The organism is Sulfurimonas lacustris, from assembly GCF_059705355.1.
Map to the genome: position 1 here is coordinate 650439 of NZ_AP046125.1, position 13533 is coordinate 663971.

Annotated in this window: 14 protein-coding genes; 13 read left to right on the forward strand and 1 reads right to left on the reverse strand. The window is 40.1% G+C overall.

Annotated features, from left to right (window positions below; translation table 11 throughout):
• The first annotated feature begins 188 nt into the window (after positions 1-188).
• The 9 genes from AC6H4V_RS03470 to AC6H4V_RS03510 all read left to right on the forward strand — a co-directional run bounded on the left by AC6H4V_RS03470 (position 189) and on the right by AC6H4V_RS03510 (position 9241).
• A complete protein-coding gene (locus tag AC6H4V_RS03470; protein ID WP_497607484.1) occupies positions 189-1532 on the forward strand; it encodes an OprD family outer membrane porin in 1344 nt (447 codons plus the stop codon).
• A gap of 11 nt (positions 1533-1543) precedes the next feature.
• Positions 1544-1858, forward strand: a complete 315-nt coding sequence (locus AC6H4V_RS03475; RefSeq protein ID WP_497607485.1) for a DUF485 domain-containing protein — start codon at positions 1544-1546, stop codon at positions 1856-1858.
• On the forward strand, positions 1859-3517 hold the full coding sequence (locus AC6H4V_RS03480) for a cation acetate symporter (protein ID WP_497607486.1): 1659 nt from the start codon (positions 1859-1861) through the stop codon (positions 3515-3517).
• 228 nt (positions 3518-3745) lie between these two features.
• Complete coding sequence (locus AC6H4V_RS03485) at positions 3746-5560, forward strand: putative nucleotidyltransferase substrate binding domain-containing protein (protein WP_497607487.1); 1815 nt, start codon at positions 3746-3748, stop codon at positions 5558-5560.
• 2 nt (positions 5561-5562) lie between these two features.
• Positions 5563-6183 (forward strand): 3'-5' exonuclease, encoded by a 621-nt coding sequence (locus AC6H4V_RS03490; RefSeq protein WP_497607905.1) that lies wholly within the window; start codon positions 5563-5565, stop codon positions 6181-6183.
• Positions 6180-8135 (forward strand): acetate--CoA ligase, encoded by a 1956-nt coding sequence (acs, locus tag AC6H4V_RS03495; RefSeq protein ID WP_497607488.1) that lies wholly within the window; start codon positions 6180-6182, stop codon positions 8133-8135. The genes AC6H4V_RS03490 and acs overlap by 4 nt, the downstream gene beginning before the upstream one ends.
• A gap of 175 nt (positions 8136-8310) precedes the next feature.
• Positions 8311-8442, forward strand: coding sequence for a type II toxin-antitoxin system RelE family toxin (locus tag AC6H4V_RS03500; protein WP_497607489.1), 132 nt, complete (start codon positions 8311-8313; stop codon positions 8440-8442).
• 143 nt (positions 8443-8585) lie between these two features.
• Entirely contained in the window at positions 8586-8732 is a 147-nt protein-coding gene (locus AC6H4V_RS03505) for a hypothetical protein (protein WP_294880859.1), read from the forward strand.
• Positions 8729-9241: a hypothetical protein gene (locus tag AC6H4V_RS03510; protein WP_497607490.1), complete on the forward strand. Its 513-nt coding sequence runs from the start codon at positions 8729-8731 to the stop codon at positions 9239-9241. The genes AC6H4V_RS03505 and AC6H4V_RS03510 overlap by 4 nt, the downstream gene beginning before the upstream one ends.
• A gap of 4 nt (positions 9242-9245) precedes the next feature.
• On the opposite strand, the gene AC6H4V_RS03515 is transcribed toward AC6H4V_RS03510, so the two are convergent.
• Complete coding sequence (locus AC6H4V_RS03515) at positions 9246-9644, reverse strand: hypothetical protein (protein ID WP_428730418.1); 399 nt, start codon at positions 9642-9644, stop codon at positions 9246-9248.
• Positions 9645-9842: 198 nt separating this feature from the next.
• On the opposite strand from AC6H4V_RS03515, the gene AC6H4V_RS03520 reads away from it, so the two are divergent.
• Genes AC6H4V_RS03520 through AC6H4V_RS03535 form a run of 4 tightly spaced genes read left to right on the forward strand, consistent with a single transcriptional unit; the run spans position 9843 to position 13530 of the window.
• Positions 9843-10787 carry a DHH family phosphoesterase gene (locus AC6H4V_RS03520; protein ID WP_497607491.1) on the forward strand — a complete coding sequence of 315 codons (945 nt, stop codon included), beginning with the start codon at positions 9843-9845 and terminating at the stop codon, positions 10785-10787.
• Positions 10784-12154 (forward strand): peptidoglycan metallopeptidase Pgp6, encoded by a 1371-nt coding sequence (gene pgp6, locus AC6H4V_RS03525; protein WP_497607492.1) that lies wholly within the window; start codon positions 10784-10786, stop codon positions 12152-12154. Before AC6H4V_RS03520 ends, pgp6 begins: the two co-directional genes overlap by 4 nt.
• A gap of 37 nt (positions 12155-12191) precedes the next feature.
• Positions 12192-13076 (forward strand): UDP-3-O-acyl-N-acetylglucosamine deacetylase, encoded by an 885-nt coding sequence (gene lpxC, locus AC6H4V_RS03530; RefSeq protein ID WP_428730421.1) that lies wholly within the window; start codon positions 12192-12194, stop codon positions 13074-13076.
• A complete protein-coding gene (locus AC6H4V_RS03535) occupies positions 13069-13530 on the forward strand; it encodes a hypothetical protein (RefSeq protein WP_497607493.1) in 462 nt (153 codons plus the stop codon). Before lpxC ends, AC6H4V_RS03535 begins: the two co-directional genes overlap by 8 nt.
• Positions 13531-13533 lie beyond the last annotated feature (3 nt).

Sequence of the window (13533 nt, forward strand, 5' to 3'; positions counted from 1 at the left end):
AAGAGAAATTGCTTAAAAATGAGGGTTTACTTTTCTTTAAGCCAAAATTGAGACAAAATTTGTCTGTTACTTTTTTACACATATTGGTTCGAAAAGAAAAATTTCGTTTTATTTTAGCAACAATGCTACGTTCATGCTATTTTTCTCCTTTAGGATTAGAGTGTTTAAAAAAGAGAAAAGGGAAAAAGATGAAAAAGTATATCGCGCTTAGCGCAGTGGCAATGAGTTTTGTTGCAGCGGCTTCTTTAAATGCTGCTGATGATATCAACTCGATGTTTAGTGAAGGTAAGGTGAGTGGGCAGATACGAGAGTTTACTATCTCAAGAAGTGTAGAGTTATCAGCAGGAGCTGATTATACGAGACATGCAAACGCTATCGGTGGTTACTTGAAGTATGAAACTGCTTCACTTAGCGGTTTAAGCTTAGGAGCTGCATTTTATACTACATACGGTTTTTTAAATGAGAGTAAGAAAACGGATTACAATCAGGTAGATCCTACTCTTCTTGGAGAAAACAACGAAAACTACTCTATGCTTGGAGAGGCGTATATACAGTATAAAACTGGCAACACACTTTTCAAAGGCGGTCGCCAAAAGTTAGTAACTCCGATGCTTGCAGATGATGATGCAAGAATGTTGCCAAACCTTTTTGAGGCGTATGTGCTTACAAACAAAGATATAGCAAATACAACACTTACTCTTGGACATGTAACAAAGTTTGCACAAGGAACTTTTGGTAGAACTTATAATGCTGGGCTTTTAGCTGCAACGGCTGGTTACTCTCACGAAGACAGCAGAAATCAGGTTGGAAGTTTTACAAATGTGGGAACATACGCTTTTGATGAAAAAACAGACGGTATCACAATGGCGGCAGCTTCTTACACTGGGATAGCAAACTTAAAGCTTGACCTTTGGGACTACTACGCGCATGATATCATGAACATCATCTACGGTGAGGCAAACTTCTCTTGGAAATGTCTCATCACTGATGCGCTTAAGCCTTATGCAGCGGTACAAATCATCAAAGAGAATGCTGTAGGCGATGAGTTTGCAGGTGATATAGATAGTATGTATGTCGCGGGTAAATTTGGTGTGAAAGTACAAAACTTTGACCTCTCCTTTGCTTACTCAAAAACAGATAACAATGATGCTACAAACAACAATGGTTTCCTTCAAGATGCAGTTGTCTCTCCTTGGGGCGGTATGCCTGCTTATACGCAAGGAATGGTTACGCGTCACATGTTCTTAGCGGGAACGGATGCTGCAAAAGTGGCTGCAACGTATAACTTCAAAGATTTGGGCGCGAATGTTTTAGCTACGCTTTACTATGCAAACTTTAACATGGCTGCAAACAACGGCTACACATACGGTGATGCAAAAGAGAGTGGTTTTGACGTTATTTACAACCCAAGTATCGTTAAAAATTTACAGCTTCGTTTACGTGCAAACTATGCAGACGATTTCAATGTAGCCATATCAGGTGCAACAACAAGTTGGGATGAGTACAGATTTATCGCAAACTATAACTTTTAAAGGAAAAACAGATGCATAAAGATATCGTAGAAGTGGTCAAAAATGACCCGAATTATAAAGAGTTGGTGGCAAAGAGAACATCATTTTCAGTGATGCTCTCTATCATCATGCTTTTGGTCTATTTTGGATTTATCCTTATGATAGCCTACTTCCCACAAGTTTTGGGAACACCGCTCTCTGAGGGTTCAGTCACAACAGTAGGGATTCCAGTTGGGATGGGGGTTATCTTCTTCTCTTTCATTATTACGGGGATTTACACTAAAAGAGCAAACAGTGAGTTTGACGACTTAAACAACAAAATCAAAGAAAAAGTGAAGGGAATGTAGATGATAAATAGAATCTTTTTATTTTTAATCCTCGGTTCTATAGCGGTTTTTGCTTCCAATGCAGCAAACGCGCCAAAAGAGCTCAATGTCTCGGCAATCGTTATGTTTCTTATCTTTGTTGGTGCTACTTTGGGTATCACTTACTGGGCAGCAAAACGTACAAAGAGTGCGAAAGATTTCTACACGGCAGGTGGAGGAATCACAGGTTTTCAAAACGGTATGGCGATAGCGGGTGACTATATGTCAGCGGCATCTTTTCTTGGTATATCTGGACTAGTTTATGCAAGTGGATATGACGGGCTTATCTACTCTATCGGTTTCTTGGTTGGTTGGCCAGTTATCTTGTTTATGATCGCAGAGCCTCTTCGTAACTTAGGAAAATACACATTTGCAGACGTTGCTTCGTATAGACTTCGCCAAACTCCTGTTCGAATACTTGCGGCATTTGGTTCTATCACGACGGTTATTCTTTATCTTATCGCACAAATGGTAGGGAGTGGAAAACTTATCCAACTTCTTTTTGGTCTTGACTATGAAGTGGCGGTTTTCATCGTTGGTATTTTGATGATACTTTACGTAACTTTTGGCGGTATGCTTGCAACAACTTGGGTACAAATCATCAAGGCGTTCTTGCTTCTCTCAGGTGCGACATTTATGTCTGTTGCGGTTATGGCACACTATGATTTCAACTTTGGCAAACTTTTTGCACATGCGGTTGAGCTCAAAGACGTCTCCATCATGGCTCCAGGAAAGCTTGTAAGTGACCCGATTTCTGCTATTTCACTTGCTGTTGCACTTATCTTTGGTGTTGCGGGATTGCCTCACATCCTTATGAGATTTTTTACGGTAAGTGATGCAAAAGAGGCTCGTAAATCAGTTTTCTATGCGACTGGCTTTATCGGTTACTTCTATATCCTAACATTCATCATCGGTTTTGGTGCTATCGTTATGGTTCTTGGCAAACCTGAGTATCTAGACCTTGCAAAACAGGCAATTAGCGGTGGACAGCCGATACTGGGCGGCAACAACATGGCGGCTATTCACCTAAGCCACGCGGTAGGCGGCGACTTCTTCTTGGGCTTTATCTCGGCGGTTGCGTTTGCTACTATCTTAGCGGTTGTTTCAGGTCTTACACTTGCGGGTGCTTCGGCAATCAGCCATGACCTTTACTCTTCTGTTATCAAAAAAGGACAAGTTGACTCAGTTACTGAGATGAAAGTCTCAAAAATGGCAACAGTTGCTCTTGGAATCATCGCGATTTTACTAGGAATTGCATTTGAGAGCCAAAATATCGCGTTTGTTGTAGGTCTTGCGTTTGCTATCGCTGCATCTGCTAACTTCCCGATTTTATTCCTCTCAATGTACTGGAGAGGTTTAACAACTCGTGGTGCGGTTATCGGTGGAAGTCTGGGACTTGCTACGGCGGTTGTTCTTCTTATCCTTGGACCTGCGGTTTGGGTGGATGTGCTTAAAAATGCAGAAGCGATTTTCCCATACAAATACCCAGCACTCTTCTCTATGACAGTGGCGTTTATAGCAACGTACTTCTTCTCTGTAACAGATAATTCACAGAGCGCAAAAGAGGAGAAAGAGAAGTTTGAAGCTCAGTTCATCAGAGCGCAAACGGGTATCGGTGCAGAGGGCGCATCTAGTCATTAACCCCTTTGTGCAAGTTGGGGCATAGCTCGTGTCACTTGCTTAAGCAAAAAAGAGCCAAAAATGAATCTGCATGGAAGCGAGGCTTTAGCCTCGCCACAATGCGGGACTGAAGTCCCGCTTCCAATTTAGTTTCATCTATTTTTAGTCTCTAAAATAGTGTAAAAAGCTTGAATAAGTGCCATTGGAACATAGCTCTGATTGCATGTAAAATATGTAAAGGACGATTTTGTGAGCATACGAGATCAAAGAAAACTAATCGAATCTATCCATCCATTTGGGCTTTTGAGCAAAGAGAGCATGGATGCTCTGATGCAAAAAATCGACATCGCCTACTACCCAAGCAAGACCCTCCTTATCTCCCCATCCATCTCCTCTATCGCATTTTATATCATCATCAAAGGCTCTGTAACGGAGTACATAGAAGATGAAGTCCACGATGTTTATGGTGCAGGCGATAGTTTTGATGCGGATGCGCTTATCTATGGGGACACAAAAGCAAAGTTTGTTGTCGATGAAGACCTTATCTGCTACGAGATAAAAAAAGAGGATTTTTTAGATTTGATGCAGGACAAAAAAGTTCAAAGCTACTTTTTGCAAGATTTCATCTCACGCCATCAGCAGCTCAAAGAGTATGAACAGCAAAGCGAGCTCTCGCCGTTTCTTATCGCAAGAGTTTCTGACATCTTTTTGCATCCAGCATGTGTTGTGGATGCGCATATCAGCATCCTTGAAGCACTCCAAAGGCTCCAAGAGCTTCGCGCTAAAGTTATCATCGTCAAAGAGGAGGATGCGTACTCCATCGTAACAGACACCAACCTACGAGAACGTGTGCTTATGGGTGAGAATGACATAAGCAAACCCATAGCCTCCATCGCATCGAAAAACCTTATCACTATCGATAAAGAGGATTTTTTATTTAACGCTCTTTTGCTTATGACACACAACGGTATCAAACGCGTTGTTGTGCTTGAGCATGAGAAGATTGTTGGGGTGCTAGAGCAGATAGATTTGCTAAGCTATTTTGCAAGCCACTCACACCTCGTTGCCGTGCAGATAGACAAGGCCCAGACGCTTGAAGACCTCAAAGCGCTTGAGCAAGATTTTAGAAATCTCATTGTCACGCTCCGTGCAAAAGGGGTAAAAGTCCGCTACATCACAAAGCTCATCGCAACGCTCAACTTCAAAATCTATAAAAAAGTTTTCGAGATGTGCGTGAGTGAGGAGCTACAAGACAAATGTGCGCTTATTGTTATGGGAAGTGAGGGCAGAGAAGACCAGACACTCAGAAGCGATCAGGACAATGCACTCATTATCAAAAACGGTGTCGATAAAGAACTCTTTAGTGAGCCGATGATGCGATTAAACAGCTATTTGCTAGAGCTTGGTTTTCCAAAATGCAGCGGCAATGTGATGGTAAGTAACGAGTTTTGGCGAAGAGATGTGACTTCTTACAAAGAGCTTATCGAGAAGTGGACATACGATATGAATGAAGAGAGTGTGCAAAACCTCAGTATCTTTTTAGATGCGAAGTGTGTTGCGGGGGATTGTGAACTGCTTCATGAACTCACAGAGTATCTTCATGGCAAGTTTCATGCAAGAGACGATGTTTTGGCACACATCGCAAAAGCGGTTCTCAACTTTGAAACACCGCTCACGCTTTTCTCTGGTTTTGTGCTTGAGAAGGAGTACAACAACAAACTTGACCTCAAAAAAGGGGGCATTTTTGCCCTTGTGCATGGCGTAAGAACGCTTAGCCTGCAGTACGAGATAAAAGCGACCAACACGACAGAGCGCATCAAAGAGCTCAACAACCTTGGCGTGATAGATAAAACCTTTGCAACGGAGCTTATCGAGAGTTTTGACACGCTTAGTTCCGTACGCCTCAAAGCGATGCTTGAAGCAAAAACCATAGAGGAAGCAAACTTTATCAACCCCAGAACACTGGAGAAAAACCAGAGAGATTTGCTCAAAGACAGTTTTAAAATCATCAACAAGTTCAAAAAGTTTATGACCTTTCACTTTCACTTAAATATGGTCGTATGAAGATGTTTGGTTTTATCTCAAAGTTCAAGGCAAATGCAAACCGTAAAAGGCTCAAAGATGAGAAGTTTGCGTTTTTGTTTGATGCAGACACAAGCGGGGAAGTTGTTGTTTTTGACACCGAGACAACGGGGCTTGATGTGAGCAAAGATGAGATACTCTCCATCGGAGCGGTAAAGATAAAAGAGAACAAGATACTCACGTCGCAGACTTTTGAGGTTTTTTTGCAAAACTCCAAAGAGATAAGCAGTGCGAGTATCAAGATTCACGGGATTCGCCCCGTTGATTTGAAAAATGCTAAAACAACAAAGGAGGGGATTGAGGAGTTTTTACATTTTGTAGGTGCGAGACCACTTGTTGGCTACTACCTAGAGTTTGATGTGGGTGTGATAAACAGATACACAAAAGAGATGCTTGGCATCACACTACCAAACCAAATGATCGAAGTTTCTGAAATATACTTTGATAAAACGATTTCATTGATACCGCAAGGAAATATTGATTTGCGGTTTGATACAATTTTGAAAAATTGTGCAGTTCCAAATATGGGCGTGCACAATGCCGTCAATGATGCAATCATGACGGCTATGATATACTTAAAATTAACCAAAGGAATAAACAAATGAATAGAGAAGTTTTTAAACCAAATCCAGAGTTTAGCAAAAGCGCTAGAATCAAAAATATGTGTGAGTATCAGGAGTTGCAAGATTTTGCAGTGAGAGATTATGAAGGCTTTTGGGGCAGTTACGCAAAAGAGAAACTAGAGTGGATAGTTCCTTTTACCAATGTGCTTGATGAGAGCAATGCACCGTTTGTAAAGTGGTTTGAGGGTGGAAAACTTAATGTTTCCTCTCAGTGTATCGACCGTCACTTAAAGAGCCGTAAAAACAAAGCTGCGATTATTTTCGAGGGCGACAGAGGCGACAAGCAAATCATCACATACCTAGAGCTTTACTACAACGTAAACAAGTTCGCAAACCTGCTCAAAAATGAGTTTGGCGTACAAAAAGGTGACCGTGTTGTTATCTATATGCCGATGATTCCTGAAGCGGCGTATGCGATGCTTGCTTGTGCAAGAATCGGCGCTATCCACTCTATCGTATTTGGCGGTTTCTCTGCTGAGGCACTCAAAGACAGAATCATTGATGCTGAAGCAAGAGTAGTTATCACAGCGGATGGTGCATTTAGAAAAGACAAGCCTTATATGCTCAAACCCGTTGTTGATGAGGCTCTAAAGGGCGAAACTCCTGTTAAAAAAGTTTTGGTTGTTGAGAGAAACGGTGAAGATGTAACATGGGTTGCAGGACGTGACTACTCATACAACGAGCTTATCAAGCACCAAAACGTAAAATGTGAGCCAGAAGTTATGGATGCGGAAGACCCTCTTTTCCTTCTTTACACTTCAGGAAGTACAGGTAAGCCAAAAGGCGTGCAACATAATTCAGCAGGATATATCCTTTGGGCGCAAATGACGATGGAGTGGGTTTTTGATGTAAAAGAGAACGACACTTACTGGTGTACGGCGGATGTCGGCTGGATTACGGGACACACTTACATAGTTTACGGACCGCTTGCAATGGGTGCGACGACTATCATGTTTGAGGGCGTTCCAACTTACCCTGATGCGGGAAGACCGTGGAAAATGGTAGAAGAGTACAAAGTAAACCAGTTCTACACAGCACCGACTGCTATCCGTGTTCTACACAAAACAGGTGAACATGAACCTGCAAAATACGACCTCTCAAGCCTAAAAGTTCTAGGAACGGTAGGCGAGCCAATCGACCCACCGGCGTGGAAATGGTACTATGAAGCTATCGGCGGTGGCAAATGTGCTATAGTCGATACTTACTGGCAAACAGAAACTGGCGGACATATCGTCTCTCCACTCCCTGGGGCAACGCCTATCAAACCAGCATGCGCAACTTTCCCACTCCCGGGTATCATGGCAGAGATTTTAGATGAAAACGGCGTAAAATCAGAGGTAGGCGAAAAAGGGTTTATGTGTGTCACAAGACCATGGCCATCAATGATAAGAAACATCTGGGGAGATAACGAGAGATTTGTAAAATCATACTTTGGCGATGTCAAAAAAGATGGCAAACCTGTTTACTTCACGGGAGACGGCGCATTTTACGATGAGCAAGGTTACATTACTATCACGGGCAGAACAGACGATGTTATCAATGTAAGCGGTCACAGAATGGGAACGGCAGAGGTTGAAGCAGCTATCAAAAAACATCCAAATGTAGCAGAAGTTGCAGTCGTAGGAAAACCACACGAGATAAAAGGCGAGGGCATCTTTGCATACATCGTACTCAAATCAGACAGCGGTATAGCAGATGAGGTAGAAGAGGTAAAAGCTATCAACAAAGTTATCCAAAAAGAGATAGGAAACATCGCTTTATGTGATGATGTAGTCTTCGTAACAGGCTTACCAAAAACCCGTTCAGGCAAAATCATGAGACGCATCCTCCGCTCTATCGCAAAAGGAGAAGAGATAACACAAGACACGTCAACACTAGAAGACCCATCAGTTGTAGCAACCATCATCGCTGCGGTTCAGTCTTGTAAACTATAAAAACAGAGAGCAGATTTTCTGCTTTCAATGAAACCATTTGTTTTAATGGCACAATTTTGACTCAATAGCAAATGTGAATGGAGTGGTTAAGGCTAGAACTTCGGTTCTAGCCTTTTTTTTTGCTTTTTTTTAGCAAGGCTGCGATAGGCGTGGACAGACATGGAGACGACAAAAAGTGCATGTAGTCAAAAAGCAGGTAAGAATCATTTATGAAATCATTGACGATATTTTAGTGGTCCATGTTGTTGCTATCGGAAAAAGGGAAGATATGGAAGTTTATAGACAAGTAGAACAGAGAAATAGGTAAAATAATCATGTGAAATAATTTCACTACTTTTTAAATTTTGAGTAACAATTCAGTAGCACCTATTGCAGATACATATGTTTTTGATAAATAGACAATGTATCGTAATTAGTGATATAATTTTAAAAATAGAAAAAGGATTTATTATGGCTTATGTTATAAGAGATGGAAAACTTGAAAAAGCTCAACCCATAACTAATCTTACTCCTGAACAAAAAAAAGTGTTAAGAGTCAGTACTGCAAAACAATCCTCTAAGTTAAGAGAACTTAAGGCTCAAAAAGAAGCAAGTTGAAAAATATTTCAATAACTCCTTTATCTGCTCAAGAGTTAGAGTCATTTTTTAAAAAGCTTGATTTTTCAAAAGATTCTGAACATATCAAAAAATATATTGGTATTGTTAGAGAAACAGCTGCTTGTCAGCAAGTTGTCATATATGAAGCTTATGATTTAAGCAAAGATGATATTTTTGGATTTTTTGCACTCAAAACAACCCATGATGATATCGATAATGTTCCAGGCATTATCGTTGAGTTCTTGTATTTAAAAGTAGAGTATAGATCAAAAATTGAAGAGTTTTCAAATATAAAATATAGTTTTTTATTACTTGACCATATTATAAATATAGCCATAGATATTCAAAAGTTAGTAGCTATAAATCATGTTTATTTAGTTCCTATAAGCGATAAAATGAGAGCTATATATAATGAGTATGGTTTTGTAAATATTCCTGGTTCTGGCAGAAATGAATATGAAGATTATATGGTCTTTAATCTCTTAGATGAAGATCCTACGCTGCTATAGTTTTTTATAATGTACCAAATTTTAACACTTCGTTTCTAAATTCCTCCAAGACCATACCAACACATTCGTCGTCTGGCAATTCTTTTATAAGGGCATATATTTCCATAGCAATTTCAGGATAGATATGTTTAAGAGTTGCTATATACTTTTTAGGATCATTTTCTTTCGTGACCTCTATAAACTTAGCCGCATTAACGACATGTGCAGAAGTTAAAATAAGATTGTTATCTAAAATAGCCCCAGAACCCGTAGAGCCTTGTATCCTACTTGTTTGCCACGGATTTACATAGCTACCAAAAGCAGCTGCCGTATGGATTTTAACAACAGAGTTTAGAGGCAAATCCGAAGCTCCAAAAGTAAAAGTGGTAAGTGTAAAAAGCAGTGTAAATGTTTTTTTGAGCAATGGAAGTTCCTTTTTGTGAGTATAGAATATTTAGTATTATATGAAAAATGATTTGATTTTATGCTGCGCAAAGAAAAACTGTTTTAGAGGATATGCGCAAAGTACTCTTAAAGGTGCGTATCTACGGGATGTATGTTTACAAAATGAATAAGAAAGTAGTATATAATCCCAAAAAAATTAGCCTAAAGCAGTTCTGGTTTGAATGAAATAGTAGAAAAGATAGAGAGAGCTGAACATATCGTGCTTATCTCTCATGTGCATCCGGATGGTGATTCTCTTGGAAGTGCGAGTGCTATGTATAGCTATCTTCTGCAAAAGCACAAAAAAGTTTCGTGGTTTTGTGCGACCAAAGAGATACATCAGAGGTTTTCTTGCATTCCATGGATAGAAAATGTAAAAAACTCTTATCCTTTTGGTGCGGATTTGGCTATCTCGCTTGATTGTGCAAACAAAGAGCGTTTGGGTGTGGAAGTGGCGTGTACGCTTGTCAACATCGACCACCATTGCACCAACACCTCTTTTGGTTCACTCAACCTTGTACGCAGCAGTGCTTTGAGTACGACCGAGATTTTGTACTCTTTTTTTAAAGAAAACGGTGTCAAAATCAACAAAAAGATGGCAACAGCGCTCTATGTTGGGCTGCTTGAAGATAGTGAGGGTTTTTTAGGTGAGAGTGTGGATGGCACGACTTTTGCTATAGTTCAAGAACTAATAACCCAAGGTGCAGAGTTTCAACTTTGCAATAAAAAAATCATGAAAAGCACCTCTTTGGCGGCGTTGCGTCTCAGAGCAGCTATGCTTAAAGATATGGTGCTAGAGCATAGTGCAACCATTGCCTTTTTTGGTGTGAGTCATGAAGAGATGAAGCAAAGCGGAGCTGTGGCAGAGGATGCGGAGGGGGCGCTAGAAGAGTCCCTTTTTCTGCCTCATGTGCAAGTTGCGCTTTTGCTGCGACAAAGAAGCGATTTGAGCATTAAAGGCTCTTTGCGCTCTGATGGAAGTGTTGACTGTGCTTCCATTGCACTCCATTTTGGCGGTGGCGGGCATCTAAGTCGAGCAGGTTTTGTCCTCAAAGAGGGCTACTCTTTGCAAGAGGCAAAAGAGAAAGTATTAAGTTTAATAAAAAAGGAAATTATATTTTGAGAAGAAGAGAAAATAGTGCTTTATATGGGATGTTGTTTATTATCGCGATGATACTGGGTGGTGCTTTATATGTTTATACGTCTGCAACGTTTGAGAGAGAAGTTCCTGAGATTGCATTGCCTAATGATGGTTACTGGAACTTAAAAGATCCGCTAGAATTGTCTATTAGAGATAGAAGTGGACTTAAATCGTATAAAGTGACTCTTAAAACGTCTTCCGAAGAGAGCGCTTTGTCTCATGAACAGTTTTTGGAGCCAAAAGAGTCTGTTTCTCTTAAGATAGAGTCTCCAAAAAGTGTCTTTACCATGAAAGATAAAGCACTTACGATTATCGTAGAAGCGCAAGATGCAAGTAGATGGAACTTTTTTCAGGGAAATGCCCTTAAGCAAGAATATACTCTAAAAATTGACAAAAAAAAGCCAATCGTAAACATTATTTCAAATTCGTATAAAATCAGCAAAGGCGGTTCGGCACTTGTGATTTTTCAAGTAGAAGATGACAATCTCAAAGATTTTTACATCCAAACTAGCTTTGATAAAAAATTCGCAGCACAGCCATTTCATAAAGAGGGTTACTATGTTGCCCTTATCGCTTGGCCTATGACTGAGTCAGGTTTTAAAGCAACTGTTGTAGCGCAAGACCATGCAAAAAACACGACACAAGCTTATGTGCCGTTTTATCTCAATGAGAAGGTTTATAAAGTTTCCAATATCAAACTGAGTGACAACTTTTTGAAGGGCAAAATCGCAGAACTTGCAGAGGAATTTGAAGAGACGCAGGGTGTTTTTGACCCAATCGAGCAGTTTAAAATCATCAATGAAAAAGTGCGTATGAAAAACGAGGCATTAATCCATGAAATCACATCAAAAGTGCCTCAAAACATGGTAGATGACTTTCGTATAAATAAAATGTATCCACTTAAAAATGGAGCAGTTGTTGCTCACTTTGGGGATCATAGACTCTACTCTTATAACGAAAAAGATATCAGTGAATCTTACCATTTGGGGCTTGATTTGGCAAGCAACGCACAAGCAGAGATAAAGCCTCAAAATGGAGGTGAAGTTGTTTATGCTGATTATAATGGACTTTATGGAAATATGCCAATTATCAGTCATGGTCTTGGTTTATATACACTTTACGGACACTGTTCATCCATAAATGTGCATGTTGGCGATGTTGTTCAGCCAGGTACGCATATAGCAAATACAGGCAAAAGCGGCTATGCTATGGGTGATCATCTCCATTTTGGCATCCTTGTGCAGGGAGTTGAAGTGCATCCTGCGGAATGGATGGATGGTGACTGGATGCGACTTAACATCACAGACGTTATGAAAAGTGCTAAAGAGATTATTGATAAAAAAGTATAAAATAGAGAAAGCAAAAAAAGAATTGCAGGAGTAAAAAATGTATCAAACAACTATAAAAAAGAGTGTTGAACTCGTTGGTATAGGTCTTCATAAAGGCTCTGCAGTCAAGCTAAGACTTGAGCCGCTTGAGTCAAACAGCGGTCTTGTTTTTTATAGAAGCGATGTCGATGTTGCCATTCCGCTCATTCCTGCAAATGTTGTTGATACAAAAATGGCGACGGTTATCGGCAAGGATGGGTATGTTATCTCAACGATTGAACACATGCTCTCAGCCATCTACGCGTATGGCATTGATAACCTTAAGATTATAGTAGATGCGGACGAGATTCCCATTATGGATGGAAGCAGTGCGAGTTTTTGCATTCTTTTAGATGAAGCTGGAGTTGTACAGCTCGATGTTCCTAAAAAAATAATGCGTATTAAAAAAGAGATAATTGTTCAAGAGGGAGAGAAATACGTCAAACTCTCTCCATCCAAAGATTTGAAATATGGCTTTACGATTAAATTTCAACATCCTGTGATCCAAAAACAGGAGTATGTTATAACCTTTACAAAACAGAGCTACAAAGAGGAGATTGCACGCGCAAGAACATTTGGATTTTTGCATGAAGTACAGTATCTTCGCTCCAAAGGACTTGCTCTTGGCGGCTCGCTTGAAAATGCAATCGTTTTGGATGAGAAAAAGGTGCTTAATCCTGAGGGGTTGAGATATCCCGATGAGTTTGTACGTCATAAAATCTTGGACGCTATCGGTGATATGGCGCTTATCGGGATGAATTTTGTGGGTAATTATGAAGCGATGGCGGGAAGCCATGACTTAAACCATAAACTGACGCTTGAGCTTTTGAAAAATGCAGAGAACTATGAGGTTGTCGAGCTTGTCGGCGAGAAAACAAAAGAGTTAGAAAAAGCATATGCGTAAAAGGGTCGATGTCGTTTTTATCACGCTATCATCGCCTATTTTAGTTGGTGTTTATGAAGAGCAAAAACTTATAGAGACGATTGAGAGCGCTCAAAAAAGTTCAGATGTTTTGCCAGAGATTTTTGAAGAGCTTACAGAAAAATACGACATAAAAGCACTCTTTTACACCAATGGTCCGGGAAGTTTTATGGCTATTAAGATTGCTTATATCTTTTTAAAATCTATGAGCGTACTCAAAAACATACCACTTTTTGCAATAGACGCATTTTATTTTAACAAAAATCAGCCTATCAAAGCGATTGGAAAGCTATTTTTTGTTAAAGTTGCATCAGAAATAAAAACTCAAAAACTAGAAACTGCGCCAGAGATGTATTTTACGCTTCCTGATGTGCTTGAGTATAGTGAGTTTAACGCAGCTGCCGCTCCCCTTTATGGTATCGGAGCAGTTGGATAGGAA